Origin of the sequence: Brevundimonas sp., assembly GCF_041919755.1 — a bacterium.
Taxonomy (GTDB): Bacteria; Pseudomonadota; Alphaproteobacteria; order Caulobacterales; family Caulobacteraceae; genus Brevundimonas.
The window spans coordinates 73912-90961 of record NZ_JAYRTD010000010.1 but is presented as its reverse complement, the minus strand read 5'-3'; the positions used below and the strand labels follow the sequence as shown (position 1 = coordinate 90961).

Sequence of the window (17050 nt, the reverse complement as noted above, 5' to 3'; positions counted from 1 at the left end):
CGGGGGATGATGCATGAGCGGACGACGACTGGCCCTTTGCACAGCGGCCATGCTGATGGCGTCCAGTCTGGCGGCCTGTGCGACTGCGTCGCCGCCGGTCATCGCCCAGACCCCCGGCAAGGCTCAGCCCGCTGCCGAAGTCGCGGTGACGCGTGACGGTGACGTCTGGACCGCCGACTATGTCCTGGCCGACGATGCGCCCGTCTGGGGCTTCGAACGGTCTACCGTGATCGATGGCACGCGCGAACCCTGGCGACCGCGTGACTGGCAGGTGACGACGCCCGGCGTCGTGCTGGAGCGGGTCGGCGATCTGGACGTGCTGCGCAGCCTTGACGGTCGTCCGGTGCCGCGCCTGGTCAGCCTGCGGCTGACGCCCAGCAGCGACGATCTGGAGGCCGACTATTCGATCCTGAAGTTCACGGACGGTTCCGTGGCCATGTACAGCGGGGCCTTCGACGTCTTCCCGCTGCCGTCGCTGGAGGCCATTCCCGAAACGATGGAGCGTGGCACAGAGCGCGAGTGGGGCGCGGTGCGGATCACCTGGACCGACCGTGCCGGGCCGGTCTTGCTGAAGGGCGAGCGGCTGACCCAGGCGACGGCCCAGGACGCCAATGCCTATGTCCTGTTTGGCCAGGCCCAGATGAAGGAGATGGACCGGTTGGTCACGGTGGTCGATCCGGAACTGCCCGCCTGGTTGGTCGCCAACATCGAGGATTTCGCGCCGCGGATGATCGACTACTACGGTCACAGGCTGGGACCGGGAGAGACGCGACGACCGACCATCATGGCCAGCTGGTACGGCCCCAACCCCACCCACACCAGTTTGAGCGGCAGCGTTCTGCCTGGACTGATCACAGCGAGTTTCGAGGGGCAGGAACTGCTGAGCGAGTCCGCCGAAATCCTGGCCCTGAACCGTTGGTTCATCGGCCATGAAAGTGCGCATTTCTGGCTAGGTCAGACAGTGCGCTACGAACGCGCGCGGGATTCATGGATCACCGAAGGTGGGGCCGATCTGATGGCTATCCGTGCGCTGAAGACACTGGATCCGACCTATGACGCACAGTTCGAACTTCAGCGTGAGGTCGATGACTGCGTCAAGCTGGGCGTCAAACCCGTCAGCGAGGCCGGACGGCGCGGCGAACACCGCGCCTTCTATGCCTGCGGAGCCGTGTTCGCCCTGGCGGCGGAGGCGGCGCAGAAACGGGCGACCGGCGGCGACTGGTTCGACTTTCTGAAGCCCCTGATCGACGACAGCCGCGAGGACGGCGTCCTGACGCGCGAGGAATGGCTGGCGCATCTGACGGCGGTGTCGGCCGATCCCGAACTGAGGGCCCAGATCGAGGTCCTGCTGGACACCGGCATGGCCGATCCGACGCCGGCCATCGTCACGCTGTTCGAACGCTCGGGCGTCGCCTATCGGATGACGGACGGAAAGATCGAGCTGATCTAGGTCGCCGAGAACGGATAGGGACTGACCGATTTGGACCAGTCGTCCACGGTCAACGGGCGATCCACGGGCGGTGCCGCGCGCTCGGCACAGGGGTGGCGGTGGCACAGGCGGCAGGCGGGGCCGATGGGCGTCACCTCCGGCGCGGCCAGATCGAGCCCTCTAGCATAGGTCAGGCGGTGCGCATGCTTCAGCTCACACCCCAGGCCGATGGCCAGGTCGTGGCCCTCGGTGAAGGCGTCACTGCCCTGGCGGTCGACCGTGCGGGCCAGGGTAAACCAGCGGCCTCCATCGGGTGTCTCGATGATCTGGGTAACGGTCCGGCCCGGCGTGCGAAAGGCGCTGTGCAGCCGCCAGCGCGGACAGGCCCCGCCGAACCGCGAGAAAGGAAAGCTGCCCGAGGCATAGCGTTTGGACACATTGCCCGCCTGATCAACCCGCATCAGGAAGAAGGGCACGCCCCGCGCTGTCGGCCGCGACAGGGTCGTCAGGCGATGCGCCGCCTGTTCCCAGGATACCCCAAACCGCGCCTGAAGCTGGGCCAGGTCGTAGCCCATTTCCTCCGCCGTCCGCTGGAATGCGCCGTAGGGCATCAGGATGGCGGCGGCTAGCGTATTGGTCAGGGCCACCTTCAGCAGGCGGCGTGTGGCCTCGTCGGGCGCGGCGGCGGCCTCGGCCGTCGCCGTCAGTTCGGCCTCGTGCTCGGACAGCGCCAGCTGGAAAGCGACCGCGAAGGCGCGCGACGATGGCCCCAGGGTCTCGGACAGCAACAGGCGACGCCGGTGAAAATCGAACCGCCGCGTCCACTCCACCATGACTTCGGCGGGCAGGGTGCGCACGCTGAGGCCATGGGTCGACTGCAGGCGGGCGCGGGCCCGCGTCTCGAACGGTTCGCCCGGCGCGGCGGCGTCCAGTGCAGTCGCGAGCGTCTCGCCCAGGATGTCCAGTTCGGGAAAATGATTGGCGCGGGCCTGGATGTAGTCGCGGACCCAGTCGGCGGGGCTGTCGTCGTCAACGCCAGTTTCGTCCCGATCCCGCGTGCGACGGTCGGCGAAGGCGCGGTAAAGCCGCAGCAGGGCATCCGCCGCAGCAGGCTGATCCTCGGCCATCTGCACGATTTCGTGGCGCGGGACGCTCAGCCCCTGAAACAAGGGATCGGCAAAGGCCTCGGCCAGTTCAGCCTCCGACGCCGTGCCCCCCGACTGGCCCAGGGTGCGCAGATCCACGTCATAGGTGTCGGCCAGACGCAGCAGAAGCTGAGCCGACACGGGCCGCTGGTTCCGCTCTATGTGGTTCAGATAGCTGGGCGAAACGCCCAGATCGGCGGCCATGGCCGTTTGCGTCAGCGACAGATCGCGCCGCAGCCGTTTCAGCCGCCCGCCCAGAAACAGTTTGCGATCCGCCGTGTCCATACCGGCATGATGTCACATCATGACTTAACGGCAAGTGTCATAGTGTGACTGTATGACTGCAATCTCGCGGCTTATGCTGTGTCATTCATGACTCTAGCGTGTTCTGTTGGCTCGACACCCGGCACATCCGGCCGGACACCCTGAGCAGAGACCCAGACCATGACCACCTTCGCCGACCTGGTTCCTTCGCCCGCCGGCCGTTTCGACGGCATCGAGCGCCCCTACACGCCTGAGGATGTCCTGCGCCTGCGTGGCTCCGTGCCCGTCACCCACACCCTGGCTGAGCGCGGCGCCAACCGCCTGTGGGAGTTGCTGCACTCCGAGCCCTACATCAACGCCTTGGGTGCCGTCACCGGCAACCAGGCCATGCAGATGGTCCGCGCCGGGCTGAAGGCCATCTATCTGTCGGGATGGCAGGTCGCCGCCGATGCCAACACCGCCGGGGCCATGTATCCGGATCAGTCGCTTTACCCGGCCAACGCCGCGCCCGAGCTGTGCCGCCGGATCAACCGCACCCTGCAACGCGCCGACCAGATCGAACATGCCGAAGGCGGGGCCAGGCGCGACTGGTTCGCCCCCATCGTGGCTGATGCGGAGGCCGGCTTCGGCGGGCCGCTGAACAGCTTCGAGATCATGAAGGCCTTCATCGAGGCGGGTGCCGCGGGCGTCCACTTCGAGGATCAGCTGGCGTCGGAAAAGAAGTGCGGCCACCTGGGCGGCAAGGTCCTGATCCCGACCCAGGCGCATGAGCGCAATCTGGTCGCCGCCCGCCTGGCCGCCGACGTCATGGGCACGCCCACGATTACAGTCGCCCGCACCGACGCCGAAAGCGCCCAGCTGATCACCTCCGACATCGACGAGCGCGACCAGCCCTTCATCGACCGCGACAATCGCACGCCCGAGGGTTTCTTCCGCCTGAAGGAAGGTACAGGCTTGGACCACTGCATCGCGCGAGGCCTGTCCTATGCCAATATCGCCGACCTGCTGTGGTGGGAAACCAGCCACCCCGATCTGGACGACGCAAAACGCTTTGCCGAGGCGATCCAGAAGGAACATCCCGGCAAGCTGATGGCCTACAACTGCTCGCCGTCCTTCAACTGGAAGGCCAAGCTGGACGACGCCACCATCGCCAAGTTCCAGCGCGAGCTGGGGGCCATGGGCTACAAGTTCCAGTTCGTGACCCTGGCCGGCTTCCACAGCTTGAACAACGGTATGTTCGAGCTGGCCGACGGCTACCGCGACCGCGGCATGGCGGCCTATTCCGAGCTGCAGCAGCGCGAGTTCGCCAACGAGGCCATCGGCTACACCGCCACCCGCCACCAGCGCGAGGTCGGCACCGGCTATTTCGACCAGGTCGCCACGGTCATCTCCAACGGCCAGTCCTCGACAACCGCCATGAAGGAATCGACCGAAACCGCCCAGTTCCAAGCCGCCGAATAGTCAGGAGACAGTCTCATGGAACCACTGCAACGCCCCCAGGCCATCATCGATTTCTGCCTGGCCCCGCTGGACCTCGATCCCTCGAACGAGGCCGCCACCGAGGTCCGCCGCCGTCTGGAGCATGTGATCAAGACCTTCCAGGCCAAGGCACCTGGGCCCGTCGCAGTCGATTTCTCTCGCATGCCCTCGCAGGTCATCAACGAGGCGGCCCACGGCTACGAGTAGGACGGTTCGTCCCGCCGCCTGGCCTTGGTCAGGCGGCGAGGGCGGCCGTGCGGTGGGGCAGGGTGCTGACCAGCTGGATCAACTCCGCCGCGTCGAACGGCTTGGCCAGATGCCGGTCCGCGCCCGCCGCGGCAGCGGCCTGGACATGCTCGGTCAGGGCATTGGCGGTCAGCATGACGATGGGCGTCGGCTTCAGGCCCGCCACAGCCTCCCATTGACGGATTTCGCGCGTGGCCAAAAGGCCGTCCATCACGGGCATCTGCATGTCCATCAGGACGACATCGAAGTCCGACTGGCGGAAGGCCTCGACCGCCTCGGCGCCGTTTTCCGTCTCGACCAGTTCGGCATCGATCTGGCCCAGGATCATCTGAACGACCTTACGGTTGACCGGGTGGTCGTCGGCCAGAAGGACGCGGAGACGACGATCGCTGGTCGCCGCCTGGATCATAGGAGCGGCCGTAGCAGGACTTTGGGCGCGGATCAGCGGAACGGTCAGTATGAAGGCCGAGCCGCCGCCCGGCTCACTCTCGCAATCCAGAGTGCCGCCCATCATGCCGGCCAACTGATGCGAAATGGCAAGGCCCAGCCCGGAGCCACCGAACCGACGCGTGATGGCCCCGTCGGCCTGTTCGAAGCGGCTGAACAGGCGGCTGCGTGTTTCGGCGTCAAAGCCGATGCCGGTATCCTCGACCGTGAAGCGGATCATCGGGCGACCTTCGCCGTCGGACACGGGCAGGGCGGTCAGGGTGACCATGCCCCGCGCGGTGAACTTGACCGCATTCGAGACCAGATTGGTCAGGATCTGCTTGATCCGCACCACATCACCCACGACCCAGCCGTCCACATCCGGCGCGATCTCGACGATCAGGCGCAGGCCCTTCTCCCGCGCCATGGCCTCGAACAACTGAGCCGCCTCGCGCACGGCGCGTCCCAGATCAAAGGGCTCGGGTGTCAGCTCCAGCCGCCCGGATTCGACCCGCGCCAAGTCCAGGATATCGCTGAGCAGGACCTGCAGCGTCTGGCCAGATGACTGGATCAGCTGCAGCATCTCCTTCTGCTGGTCGGACAGATCGGTCCGGGCCAGAGCCTGAGCCACGCCGATGACGCCGTTCAGGGGTGTGCGGATTTCATGGCTCATATTGGCCAGGAACTGGCTCTTGGCGGTGTTGGCGGCCTGGGCCGCGTCGCGGGCCTCGGCCAGGGCTTGGGCGTCGCGCTTCAGGTCGGTGATATCGTTGACCAGGGTGACGATGCCGCCCTCAGCGGTCGCACGGTCCTGCACGCGCAGCCAGCGGCCGTCGGACAACTGCTGCTCGACCGTTTCGGATAGGCTGGCGCGCGCCTTCATCCGCTCCTCGATCCATGCCTCCTCGCGGCCACGGCTTTCAGGATGGATGCCTGCGGCCAGATCGGCCTTCAGGATGTCGCGGAAGGTTATGCCAGCGACCAGCTTGGGCGCGACCTGGGGATTTAGCTCGGCGTAGCGGGCGTTCCAGAGGATCAGCCGATCCTTGGCGTCATAGAAGCCCATGCCGTCGGGCATGGCCTGGATGGCCTCGCGAACCTGGGCGATGGCGCTGTGGCGTGACCAGTAGACCAGCCCACCGAGGAAGCCTGCGATGCCGATGCCGAGTGAGACTGACCCTTGCACCCAGCCACGCACGACGCCCTCGCTGACCAGATTTGGAGGGAGCATGGCTCCGGGGTCGGGCACGACGGTGATCGCCGCCAGGGTGATCAGATGTGACAGCAGAACGCCCGCGGCGGCCAGCCAGCCGGCGATCAGGACCTGACGGGTGTTCCTGTTGTTGTTCTGCCATGCTCCCACGGCGGTGACGGCGGCGCTGGCTGTCGCCGCCAGGGCGATGATGCTCCAGTCCAGCTGAATGGCGCGGCCCGTGACGTGTGTGCCCCAAAGGCTGACGACCGCCATGGCGACGAACAAGATGGCTCCAGCAGCGCCCGCGACGGCGCGCCAGGCGGGCGTTCTGCCGCGTGTCGATATCACATAGGTCGTGCCGACCGACACCAGGGCCATCAGATAGGACCCGACCGTCAACAGCGGATCGAAATGCAGCTCCCCGCCGAAGTCATAGCCGTTCATGGCCACGAAGTGCGTGGTCCACAGCGTCAGGCAGCCGACGACGACCGAGCCCAGTGCCTTGGTCCGCCGTCCGCGATGCGCGCCCTCGCGGGCATCGGCCAGCAGCTTAAAGGCGATGGGCACGCCGACGGCACAGATCAGCGCGGCCATGCCGGCCCAGCGCCAGTCGTAATGCGCAGTCAGATGCTCGAAAAACGTCAGCACTCAACCCCCTGTCCCGACAAGCGTGACAGGAGAAGGTGAAAAAACCGTGCGGTCAGGCCACCGTGGGCTGTGCCACCACGGCGGGCAGGGAGCGGCCAAGGACCCGCACAGGATTAATCTGGCGATCGTTGCGACGTACCTCGAAATGCAGGTGCGGGCCGGTCGAGCGGCCGGTCGAGCCGACCAGGCCGATGCGTTCGCCGTCGCTGACGGCTGTGCCGGACGCCACATCGACGCGGCTCAGGTGACCGTACAGCGTGGTCATGCCGTTGGGATGGCGCACCTCGATGAACCGGCCATAGCCGTCGGGATCGTAGCCGGTGCGCAGGACGACGCCCTCGCTGGCCACATAGACGCTGGTGCCCATCGGGGCGGCGATGTCGACGCCGTCGTGGTGGCGCGCAGCGGCCTCGTCGGCGAGGCGGCGCAGGCCGAAGGGCGAGTTGATGGCATAACCGCGCACGGGCTCGGAAAAGGTGATCAGTCGCGTCACCGGGCCCGGGGCCTGAACAACCGCAGTGGTGGCGGTGACCTCGGGGGCCGGGCCGATGTCGAGGTCCGCCGCGACATCCGTATTCATGGGGCCTGCGGCGGCGGCGAAAACGGCCACACCGGCCAGCACGGCCAGTTGGCTGGAGTGGATCAGGAAAGACCGGGCGGTCAGCATCAGGCGTCGCATGGCGGCGTCGGCTCCGTCTGGCTCTAAGAGCGGTGGGGGTGCCGACGGGCCGCACAAGTCAGGCGACGCTCTCGGTCGGCGACCGGGAATGGCGTCGTTCTAAGGCTTGGTGGGGCGACTTTTGGGCCCCACGGGGTGGCAGGTCGTCGCAGGCGCGGAACGAAGAAGGGCGCGCGATCCGAAGACCGCGCGCCCTGAACTAAGTATTGGAACCGAAGTTAAAGCGGCAATTTCAGCGTGACGGCCCCGACATGACTGTCGGCGCTGTCGCCAAAGCGACCGCGATAGCCCGCCGACATCCGGAACGGCCCGACGTCGGCCTCGACACCTGCCGAGGCGACCAGCGAACCGCCGAACGGATCGTCGAACGAGCGGGCCAGGATCTGGGCCGGGTTGCCGACGATGCCGACGCGCACATCGTCCCTGTCTTCGCCGAAGGTGTCGCGATAACCGCCCTCGACATAGAAGTTGACGTCCTCACCGCCGCCCTCTGCGCGCAGGGAAACCTCGCCGCTCGCCGCAGCGACAGTGCGATTCTGATAAGCGTATTCAGCGGCGGAACCGACTTCATTGTAGCCGTTCACGTCGGTGGAGACGTACGACAGGGCGGCGCGCGGCGAGATCGCAATACCGCCCATGTCGAACCACAGACCCGCCTGGACCCTAGCCCCGACACTGCCGCCGTCGGTCTCGCCCAGATGGACGACCGGAGCCAGCGAGGTCACCCGCGAGATGTCGTCATACTGGTCGATCGAGCCGCCTGCGGTAGCGTTGAGGAACATGTCGTTCATGCGCCAGCCGGCGTAGGCGTCAAAGCCGTAGGAGCGGACGTCGAACTGCATGGCTCCCGCCTCGACTTCGGTCTCACGCAGGGTGGCCGTAAAGCCGTAGCGGGCGGTGGGCGATGCGACATAGTCCAGGCCGACCCGTCCACCCCAGCCCGTGGCATCGGCGGAGGCCACGCTGCCACGCGCATCCGTCTCGACGCTGTCGGCGATGACGGCGAAAGTCATGGCCGTGCCGGGCTCCCAGGCCGCATGGCCGGACACCATCTCTCCGGTCAGGTCCAGCAGGTCCTCGCGCTGGCGGAAGCCGGTCTCGGCCTGGACCGTCGATTGGGCACCGATGTCGCCATAGTAAAGGTAGTCGTTGGCCAGCCGCGCCAGCAGGCGGTGACCGGCGGCGGTCGGGTGCACGCCGTCCCAATAGAGATAGCCGTCAGGGTTGGAGCAGACAGTCGCGCCGTTGAAACACGCATCCGTCGCATTGGTCAGGCCAAAGCGACCTGGGTTGGCGCGCAGCGGATCACTGATCTTGTAGAGATCCATCAGAATGATGTTGCTGTTCGGTCGGGCCGCCGCCGTGGTGAACAGATTGTTCAGCAGGGCGCTGTTGAACGTCGTGCCAGAGAAGTCGGCCAAGGCTGCGCCGCTCGCCCCTGTCGAAGCAAACTGGGGTGTTATGCCCAGCCGGGGCAGATTGCTGACCAGTATTGTGCCGGCCCCGGCCTGAGCGATGCTGCTGACGATCAAATTGATGTCGCTGGCTGCGGAAAGGGCCACGCTCTGCATGGTGCTCTGGGCCGTCGCCGGGTTGGCGGCAGCGGCCGGGAAGGCCTGGAAGATGTTGTTGGCTCCGCCCAGCACGCTGACCAGGTCGTTGGCCCCGAAGGTGCCGCCTGCGCCGGTGTAGGCCGCAAGCTGGGCGCGCATGCCGGGAGGCGAGGCGGCGAAGTCGGTGCGTGCCCCGCCAAAGGCGTAGTTGACGCTGCCCGTGACAGGCGCTCCCGCCGTGAAGCGCCCGGCGTTGAAGCCCAAAAGTTCGGTAAAGACCGGCCCGTTTGAGAATCGGCCCTGGAAATAGGGGGCCGGCGGCTGGCCCGTCAGGGCGAACAGATTGCCGTTGTCGCTCAGGCTGTCGCCGAACACGACCAGGCGGTTGTAGGTCTGGGCCTGGGCAGAGCCGGCGGCGGCCCCAAGAGCGGCGACGGCCAGTGCGGCCGCGCAGGCGGTGCGCAGAAAACGAGACATGTTGATCCTCCCATCGGCCGTCATCATGCGACCGTTCAGGTGGACTGTGCGCCCGTTCGCGCAGGACGCAAGATGCCGCTGCGTCAGCTTTCAGTGCAACATGCGAAAGCGCAGCGTTCCGGCAACACTCTTCAGGGCACGGAGCGCTTCGGGATCGTAGTCGCGGTCCACGTCGGTGATGACATAGCCGGTGCGTTCGTCCGTCTTCAGATGCTGACCGAGGATGTTCAGACCGGCGGCGGTCAGCTCGCGGTTCAGCTCGGCCAGAACGCCCGGCTGATTGGTGTGGATGTGCAGGATGCGGTGCGCGCCCGACACCTCGGCCAGCTGGACGTTGGGCAGGTTGACACAGAAGGTGGTGTCGCCGCGGTTCAAATAGCCCAGCAGTCGTTCGGCCGCGAATTCGGCGATGGCCTCCTGCGCCTCCTCTGTCGAGCCGCCGATGTGGGGGGTCAGGATGACGTTCTTCAGACCCATCAGCGGGCTGTCGAACGGATCGGCATTTGTGCGGGGTTCTTCGGGAAAAACATCCAGCGCCGCCCCGCCGATCCGGCCCGCGCCGATCGCCTGGGCCAGGGCTCCGATGTCGACCACATGCCCACGCGACAGGTTCAGGAACAGGGCACCGGGCTTCATGGCCTGAAACTGGGCCGCGCCGATCAGGTGGGTGTTCCCGGCCCGGCCATCGACGTGCAACGACACGACGTCAGCCTCGGCCAACAAAGTCTCCAGAGAGCGCATGCGCCGCGCATTGCCTAGCGCCAGTCGCTCCGACAGATCATGGAAGATCACCCGCATGCCCAGCGCCTCGGCCAGGACAGACAGCTGCGAACCGATGGCCCCATAGCCGACGATGCCCAGGGTCTTGCCGCGCAACTCGCGCGCGCCGTCGGCAGACTTGTTCCACTGGCCCCGATGCATGGCGGCGGACTTGTCGGCCACGTCTCGCATCAGGGCGATGGTCAGGCCGATGGCCAGTTCGACCACGCTGCGCGTGTTGGAATAGGGGGCGTTGAAGACGGCGACCCCGCGCGCCGAGGCGGCTTCTAGATCGATCTGGTTGGTGCCGATGCAGAAGGCGGCGACGGCCATCAGCCGGTCCGCCTGTTCAAGGACCCGCGCGCTGACCGTGGTCTTGGAGCGGATGCCGAGGACGTGCACGCCCTTCAGCGCTGCGATCAGGTCGTCCTCGTCCAGCGCGCCCTTGCGGGTCTCCACCGAATAGCCGGCCTCCTCCAACCGATCGACGGCGGCGGGGTGGATGTTCTCCAGCAGCAGCATGCGGATGCGACTGCGCGGATAGGACCAGCGTCCTGCCAGACCCTCGGCATGCAGCAGTTCGTCCATCGATGGGGCCTGGGCATCCGCCACCTCGACCACACGTTCGCGCCGGACGATCTCGGTATAGGCATAGAAGCGGTCGGCGGCCCCGGCCAGCTTGACCTCGGCATCGTTCCAACCGTCGCCGACCATGATGATGGGGCGGGGGAAATTCTGGGCGGCAATGACCTTGGGCTTGCCGTCGGCGTGCGCCAGGGGGTTGGCCTCGTCCACGCCGGTGACCCGGCCCGTGGCGTCATATTTCAGGTCGTTGCAGAGGACCCGTTCCGGCGCGATCCCCAACCGTTCGGCGATAGGGGCGATGACCTCCCGAAAGCCGCCGGACAGCACGACGATCCGGTGCGCATTCTCGCGGAAGAAGCGAAGGTTCCGCCTCACCGACGGCGTGCCCTCGTCAAGGATACGGTCGGCCAGCATCTGAACGTGGTCGCGGGTGAGAGGGAGCAAAGCCAGCCGCTCCTGGAGCGCGTCGCCGAACCCGATGTGGCCGCTCATGGCCTGGTCGGTCAGACGCGCGACTTCGGCGCGGATCGCATCAGCCTCGGGATGATTGGCCAGGGCGATGTCGGCCAGGGCTTCGACAGTCTCGATGCGGACGAGGGTCGAATCGAAGTCAAAAATAAGGGTCGCGGGATCGGCCATCCCGCGACCTTGTCTCACCTTCGCAAGTGCAGCAACCGCTCAGGTCGCCGTGGCTCTAGAAACGGCCCAGCTTGCGGATCTTGCTGTCGGGCTGCCGGGTGTCATAGGCGGCAGCGGCGATGGCGGCGGCTACGGTGATCAATGCCAGAATGGCCCCACCCTCCTTGGCGTGATCGCGAGCATAGTGACCGGCGTCGCTGGCATAGCGGCGGGCCATCTTGCCGTGCTTTTTCAGGGCCTTGCGCGAGCTGCGGCGCGTATCGTCGAACCAGCGGCTGGAGCGGTGACGCGCCTCGTCCGTGAATTCGTGAGCGCGTTCGCCGGCGTCGGACAGGGTGCTGCGCACGGTGTCGGCGAGGCCGCCGAAGCGCCCGCGCAGGCCGTCGGTGTCGATCCAGCCGCGCGGATCGAACCGCTCGCGCAGACGCTCGTAGCGCGTCGGGCCCGAGCGCTGGTTCAGCAGGATGGCGGCGATGCCGATCCCGGCCAGCACGGCGACCACGCCGCCGGTGATGCCCGGATGTTTGCGGATTTCGTCGAGGGGGGAAAACTGCTGGTCCATGAAATGTCTGCCTTTTCGTGGGCGACGCCTGGGACGTCGAAACTCGCGAAACGCCCGTTCCGCGTTGCAGCAAGAGCGAACCACGCGGAAAGAGGTTCCCCGATATGGTCAAGGTTTTCGGCATGAAAACCGTTGCGATGCGGCAGGCCTTACGTTTGCCGCCGGGTCTTCCTATCTTGGCGTCCTTCCGACATTTGCCGTTCTCGACCAAAGGAGCCGTCGTGACCGATCACGCGCCCCACACCGCCGTTTCGCCCGTCCGCGACGACCTGGCCGCCGCCTTTCAGATCGAGGGCTGGCCCGTGCGCGGCCGTCTGGTTCGACTGGGCGATACCATCGACACCATACTTGCCGCCCATGACTATCCCGAGCCTGTCGCGGCCCTGCTGGGCGAGGCCTGTGCGCTGGCCGCGCTGGTGGGGTCCAGCCTGAAGTTCGAGGGCCGTCTGATCGTTCAAGCCCAGGGCGACGGGCCGGTGCGCTATGTCGTGGCCGACTATGACACCGACGGCCGGATGCGCGGGTATTGCCGGTTCGACGCCGACGAGGTGGCGGCGGCCTCGCAAGGCTTTGTGCGTCCCGGCGCGCGGGCGCTGCTGGGGCAGGGGGTATTTGTCATGACCCTGGATCGCGGTCCCGACTTCGAGCGGACCCAGGGCATCACCCCTATCGAGGGCGAGAGCCTGTCGCTGGCCGCCGAACACTATTTCCAGCAGTCCGAACAGATTCCGACCAAGGTGCGTCTGGCCGTGGGCGAGGTCTCGACCGAGGCGGGTCGCAGTTGGCGCGCGGGCGGGGCCTTGATCCAGCTGATCGCGGGCGACGAGGCGCGCGGGTCCACCGAGGAAGCGTGGGATCGCAGCCGGGCCCTGTTCCATACCCTGGCCGACGACGAACTGCTGGACCCGACCATCACCCCCGAAACCCTGCTGTTTCGCCTGTTCCACGAGGACGGCGTACGGCTGGAGGATGCGCGGGCCCTGGTGGCCGAATGCCGCTGCTCGAAAGACCGCATCGCCAGTGTGCTGACGTCCTTCACGCCGGAGGAACGCGCCGACATGGTCGAGCCCGACGGCAAGATCCGGGTGACCTGCGAATACTGCGCGACGGTCTATGAGCTGGAGCCGGCAGAGGTGGTGGCGGGCTGAAGCGGCTGAACTGCCGCTAGCGCAGTCAGGGTCGGGACACCGGCGGCGATGCGGTTGTCGGGCCCAGGGCGAGATAGCCGTCGAACGTGCCGTCTGCTTCCGCCGCCATGACGATTCCGCGCTGTCGAGCGGGCTCGGCGGCGGCTACCGGATGGACGCCGCAGTCATCGACGCAAGTCCACGCCTCCCCACCTTGTTGGGCCACGAAAAGCGACAGCACTTCCTCCGGGCGAAAGTGAGCCGCGGCGGGCAGGCCCAGCGGCGAGCCGACGCGTCGTGCCTTTTCTGCATGGACGCTGCCCACAAGAATCATCATCCGACGGTCGGGCGCGGCGCGAGCTGCGACCGACCATAGGTGCGCACGATCCAGTTCGGCATGAGACTGGGTAAAGCCGGGCACGCGAGGACTGTCTGGAACAGTGGCCAGCACGCGCAAGTCAGCACCGGTCTGCTGGAGAACGCGCAATCGCTGAAGCATGGCCAGCATCGCCTCGCTGCCCCGGCCATCATGAAAACGGAACGGCCCATATTCGTAGGCAAGGACACGGTCGCGCGCCTTGTTCGCGTCGGGCTCGGCCATGAAGGCATCGAACACGGGCTGCATCTGGACAGGAAACTCCAGCGCCACTGCTACAGGCCCTCGCTTCGCGGCTTCACAAACCAATTCCGCGAAGGCCGATGGAGCTTGGTTGGTGCCGTGCATCTCGCCAACAGCCACGAAACGCACATCGTCTCGCCAAAGGGCATCCGAGCCTTCAGGAGGCGCACACGTCGTCGGAGTCGACAGCAAGGCCGCAGCAAGCAGTGCAATCATGGTTGTCCTCCATCCTTCAGCCAGCGCTGCTCATCCCTATCGATGGGTGAGATTGTGGCCGACGCGTGACCGCGAGTTCATTTGAACCGACCGGGGTCATCGCACATTAAGGCGGGCCATGATGCTGAGCCTGTTGTCCGCCCTGACCCTGTCCGCCGCTCCGATGGCGGAGCCTTTACCGCCGTGCCGGTTCGCGGGCGAGGTGCGCAGCTGGACCGCGCAGGCGCTGGGGGCCTGGGATCGGCTTGATCGCGAGCGGCTGCGCATCGCCCAGCCGGTGACGCCCGTCATCACCCTTTTCGATGCGCGGTGTGCCTATACGCTGACGCCGAGCGCGCGGGGCGATTTCCGGGTCGGCCTGCGCCGCTACAGCGCTAGAGCCAGCGCCCATGCGGGACAGGTGGCCCTGCCCGACGGCTCGTCTGTGCCCGCATCTCGGCTGGCATTCGCTTCGCCGACGTCGGATGGGGGCATGTTCTTCATCATGGCCCTGCCGTCTCTGTGGCAGGCCAACGGCTCGGAGCCGCGGGACTGGCGGCTGTTGTCCATGGTCGTCTTCATGCACGAGTTCGCTCATACCCAGCAGGGGGTCGGTCTGGGGCGGAGGGTCGACAACCTGCTGACGCGCGGCCTGCCCCAGGATGCCGATGACGACATCGTTCAGGACCGGTTCGGCGCGCGACCCGGCTATGCCTCCGCTTATGAGGCCGAGCGTGATCTGTTCTACCGCGCGGCGACGGCTTCGGGCGATGATGCAGCGCGGGTGGGCTTGGCGCAGGCTGCGAAGCGGATGGCCGAACGCCGGGCACGCTGGTTCACCGGCGCGGACACCGTCTATGCGGAGGCTGATGATGTCTTCCTGACGCTGGAGGGCACCGGCAACTGGGCCGCCTGGACCTGGCTGACCGACCCGCGCGGCGGGCGGTTGTCGCCTGGCGACGCCACGAGCTTCATCCGGGGTGGGCAGACACAGTGGAGCCAGGATCACGGCCTGGGCATCATGCTGGCCCTGGACCGCGTCTCGCCCGACTGGCCCGCGATCGCCTTTGCGCCGCGCGGTGTGACGGCGGATCAGATGATCGCGCGGGCGCTGGAGCGTCAGTAGGCGATCGCGATCCCGTCCTTGCGCATCTCGGTCGCCGCGCCATAGGTCCAGGGGCCACGCTCATTGATCTGGCGCACCACGTTCTGATAGCCGCCGAAGCCGCCGTCGGGCGGGCCCAGCACCCAGCCCATCTGCTCCAGCGCCCGCTTAGTCGCCTCGGGCACGCCGCTTTCCAGATGAAGTCGACCGACGCCTTCCGCAGGCTGGCCAGTCGGCTCGGACGAGCCATAATGCTGCCAGCGCGGGCTGTCCCCGGCCTCCTGCGGGTCCAGGCCGTAATCGACCATGTTGATGATGATCTGGGCCTGGCCCTGGGGCTGCATGCCGCCGCCCATGACGCCCATGGCCATCCATGGCTCGCCGTCCTTGCAGGCAAAGCCGGGGATGATGGTGTGGAACGGCCGCTTGCCCGGCGCATAGACATTGGGATGGCCGTCGGTCAGGGAGAACAGCTCGCCCCGGTCCTGGAACATGAAGCCCAGGGTCTGGCCGTCCACGCCGTCGGGCACCAGGCCGGAGCCCATGCCGCGATAGTTGGACTGGATCCAGCTGACCATCATCCCGTCCTTGTCGGCCACGCTGAAATAGGTGGTGTCGCCCTGCGTGGGGGCATCGCCGGGGAAGACGCGGTCCATGACCCGATCGGGCCGGATCAGGCGGGCGCGCTGGATGGCGTAGTCCTTGGAGTTCAGCCATTCGACCGGCGTCTCGCTGAAGCGCGCATCGGCGAACCATTTGGCCCGATCCTCGAAGGCCAGGCGTTTGGCCTCGGCCTGATGGTGGATGCTGGCGGCGGACTGGAAGCCCATACCCTTAAGGTCAAACTGCTCGCAGATGTTCAGGATCTGGTTGGTCGACAGCCCTTGGGTATTCGGCCCAAGGCCATAGACCTCGACGCCGCGATAGGTGGTGCGGATTGGCTCGACCCATTCGGTGCGGTGCGCGGCCAGATCTGCGCGGGTCATCCAGCCGCCGATGCGCCGAAAATAGGCCTGCATCTGATCGGCCAGCGGCCCGTCATAGAAGGCGTCGCGCCCGCCCTCGGCGATGAGGCGATAGGTGCGGCCCAGGTCTGGATTGGCAAAGACCTCGCCGACTTTCGGCGTGCGGCCGCCCGGCGCATAGACCCGCTTCCTGTTGTCGTTTTCCTCGATCAGGGCGGCGCGGCGGTCGAAGCCGGCCATGCCCCGCTCCAGATACCAGGCGATCAACTGAGGCATCGGCACGCCCTGTTCGCACAGCTCGGCGACCGGCAGCAGGACATCCTTCCACGGCAGCTTGCCGTAGCGTTGGTGCGCGCTCCACCAGGCGTCGACCGTGCCGGGCACATTGACGGTTACCGCGCCGACGGCCGGCAGATAGCCGTCGACGGCCTTGGACCGCGCCGTCGCCAGCGACAGCCCCTGCGGGCTGTTTCCCGAGCCATTGAAGCCCACGACCTTGCGCTGGGCCGGGTCCCACAGCATGCAGAAGGCGTCGCCGCCGATGCCGTTGGCGACGGGCTCAAGAAAGCCCAGGGCCGCATTGATGGCGATGGCCGCATCGATGGCCGAGCCGCCGCGCTTCAGGGTCTCGATGCCGATCAGGGTGGCGGTCGGATGCGCCGTCGCCGCCGCGCCGTTTGCGCCCCAGACGGTCGAGCGCCCGACGAAATTCACCCCGCTGTTGCGATCGCCGATGCCGATGCCGGCATAGGGGTCAGCGGGCCGGGCGCGGGGTGCGGGGGCTTGGGGCGCTGCGGGAGCGGGGGCCGGCGTCTGCGTGTGGCCCACGCTGGCCCCGGCAAGAAAAGCCCCGGCGGGCAAGGTCGAGAGAAAGGTCCGACGGCGCATACTACAGGCTCCCTGAAATCAGGGTTCGGACCGTATAGGGTTCGCGCAGCTTGTGAAGCGCCTTG

13 protein-coding genes and 1 pseudogene are annotated in these 17050 nt (G+C 66.8%); 5 read left to right on the top strand and 9 right to left on the bottom strand.

Features of this window, described 5'->3' with window-relative positions:
* The first annotated feature begins 13 nt into the window (after window positions 1-13).
* Window positions 14-1450, top strand: coding sequence for a hypothetical protein (locus ACE3TH_RS12270; protein WP_374600032.1), 1437 nt, complete (start codon window positions 14-16; stop codon window positions 1448-1450).
* On the opposite strand, the gene ACE3TH_RS12265 is transcribed toward ACE3TH_RS12270, so the two are convergent.
* Window positions 1447-2859: a short-chain fatty acyl-CoA regulator family protein gene (locus ACE3TH_RS12265; protein ID WP_374600030.1), complete on the bottom strand. Its 1413-nt coding sequence runs from the start codon at window positions 2857-2859 to the stop codon at window positions 1447-1449. The two genes, ACE3TH_RS12270 and ACE3TH_RS12265, sit on opposite strands and share 4 nt — an antisense overlap.
* Before the next feature lie 159 nt (window positions 2860-3018).
* On the opposite strand from ACE3TH_RS12265, the gene aceA reads away from it, so the two are divergent.
* Window positions 3019-4299: an isocitrate lyase gene (aceA, locus tag ACE3TH_RS12260; RefSeq protein ID WP_374600029.1), complete on the top strand. Its 1281-nt coding sequence runs from the start codon at window positions 3019-3021 to the stop codon at window positions 4297-4299.
* Between the two features lie 15 nt (window positions 4300-4314).
* Entirely contained in the window at window positions 4315-4524 is a 210-nt protein-coding gene (locus ACE3TH_RS12255) for a hypothetical protein (RefSeq protein WP_374600027.1), read from the top strand.
* Window positions 4525-4552: 28 nt separating this feature from the next.
* Here the strand turns inward: ACE3TH_RS12255 and ACE3TH_RS12250 are convergent, their stop codons facing one another.
* The 6 genes and pseudogenes from ACE3TH_RS12250 to ACE3TH_RS12225 form a co-directional block, all read right to left on the bottom strand.
* Window positions 4553-6832 carry a response regulator gene (locus ACE3TH_RS12250; protein WP_374600025.1) on the bottom strand — a complete coding sequence of 760 codons (2280 nt, stop codon included), beginning with the start codon at window positions 6830-6832 and terminating at the stop codon, window positions 4553-4555.
* 52 nt (window positions 6833-6884) lie between these two features.
* Entirely contained in the window at window positions 6885-7511 is a 627-nt protein-coding gene (locus ACE3TH_RS12245) for a M23 family metallopeptidase (RefSeq protein ID WP_374600024.1), read from the bottom strand.
* A gap of 218 nt (window positions 7512-7729) precedes the next feature.
* On the bottom strand, window positions 7730-9541 hold the full coding sequence (locus tag ACE3TH_RS12240; RefSeq protein ID WP_374600022.1) for an autotransporter domain-containing protein: 1812 nt from the start codon (window positions 9539-9541) through the stop codon (window positions 7730-7732).
* A gap of 90 nt (window positions 9542-9631) precedes the next feature.
* On the bottom strand, window positions 9632-10888 hold the full coding sequence (gene serA, locus ACE3TH_RS12235) for a phosphoglycerate dehydrogenase (RefSeq protein WP_374600080.1): 1257 nt from the start codon (window positions 10886-10888) through the stop codon (window positions 9632-9634).
* 108 nt (window positions 10889-10996) lie between these two features.
* Window positions 10997-11524, bottom strand: a pseudogene (locus ACE3TH_RS12230) (HAD-IB family phosphatase); the annotation flags it as partial.
* Between the two features lie 55 nt (window positions 11525-11579).
* Window positions 11580-12086: a hypothetical protein gene (locus ACE3TH_RS12225; RefSeq protein ID WP_374600020.1), complete on the bottom strand. Its 507-nt coding sequence runs from the start codon at window positions 12084-12086 to the stop codon at window positions 11580-11582.
* 221 nt (window positions 12087-12307) lie between these two features.
* Between ACE3TH_RS12225 and ACE3TH_RS12220 the strand changes: the two genes are divergently transcribed.
* Window positions 12308-13234: an Hsp33 family molecular chaperone gene (locus tag ACE3TH_RS12220; protein WP_374600018.1), complete on the top strand. Its 927-nt coding sequence runs from the start codon at window positions 12308-12310 to the stop codon at window positions 13232-13234.
* A 25-nt stretch (window positions 13235-13259) separates the two neighbouring features.
* Here the strand turns inward: ACE3TH_RS12220 and ACE3TH_RS12215 are convergent, their stop codons facing one another.
* On the bottom strand, window positions 13260-13961 hold the full coding sequence (locus ACE3TH_RS12215; RefSeq protein ID WP_374600017.1) for a hypothetical protein: 702 nt from the start codon (window positions 13959-13961) through the stop codon (window positions 13260-13262).
* Between the two features lie 208 nt (window positions 13962-14169).
* Here ACE3TH_RS12215 and ACE3TH_RS12210 point away from each other — a divergent pair, with 208 nt between their 5' ends.
* Entirely contained in the window at window positions 14170-15153 is a 984-nt protein-coding gene (locus tag ACE3TH_RS12210; protein WP_374600015.1) for a hypothetical protein, read from the top strand.
* Here the strand turns inward: ACE3TH_RS12210 and ACE3TH_RS12205 are convergent.
* A complete protein-coding gene (locus tag ACE3TH_RS12205; protein WP_374600014.1) occupies window positions 15147-16985 on the bottom strand; it encodes a gamma-glutamyltransferase family protein in 1839 nt (612 codons plus the stop codon). The genes ACE3TH_RS12210 and ACE3TH_RS12205 overlap by 7 nt on opposite strands.
* Between the last annotated feature and the right edge of the window lie 65 nt (window positions 16986-17050).

Excerpts from the sequence above, each read along its gene's own strand:
- ACE3TH_RS12270 (WP_374600032.1), top strand. The coding sequence starts at position 14 with ATGAGCGGACGACGACTGGCCCTTTGCACAGCGGCCATGCTGATGGCG.
- ACE3TH_RS12265 (WP_374600030.1), bottom strand. The coding sequence starts at position 2,859 with ATGGACACGGCGGATCGCAAACTGTTTCTGGGCGGGCGGCTGAAACGG.
- aceA (WP_374600029.1), top strand. The coding sequence starts at position 3,019 with ATGACCACCTTCGCCGACCTGGTTCCTTCGCCCGCCGGCCGTTTCGAC.
- ACE3TH_RS12255 (WP_374600027.1), top strand. The coding sequence starts at position 4,315 with ATGGAACCACTGCAACGCCCCCAGGCCATCATCGATTTCTGCCTGGCC.
- ACE3TH_RS12245 (WP_374600024.1), bottom strand. The coding sequence starts at position 7,511 with ATGCGACGCCTGATGCTGACCGCCCGGTCTTTCCTGATCCACTCCAGC.
- ACE3TH_RS12240 (WP_374600022.1), bottom strand. The coding sequence starts at position 9,541 with ATGTCTCGTTTTCTGCGCACCGCCTGCGCGGCCGCACTGGCCGTCGCC.
- serA (WP_374600080.1), bottom strand. The coding sequence starts at position 10,888 with ATGGACGAACTGCTGCATGCCGAGGGTCTGGCAGGACGCTGGTCCTAT.
- ACE3TH_RS12225 (WP_374600020.1), bottom strand. The coding sequence starts at position 12,086 with ATGGACCAGCAGTTTTCCCCCCTCGACGAAATCCGCAAACATCCGGGC.
- ACE3TH_RS12210 (WP_374600015.1), top strand. The coding sequence starts at position 14,170 with ATGCTGAGCCTGTTGTCCGCCCTGACCCTGTCCGCCGCTCCGATGGCG.
- ACE3TH_RS12205 (WP_374600014.1), bottom strand. The coding sequence starts at position 16,985 with ATGCGCCGTCGGACCTTTCTCTCGACCTTGCCCGCCGGGGCTTTTCTT.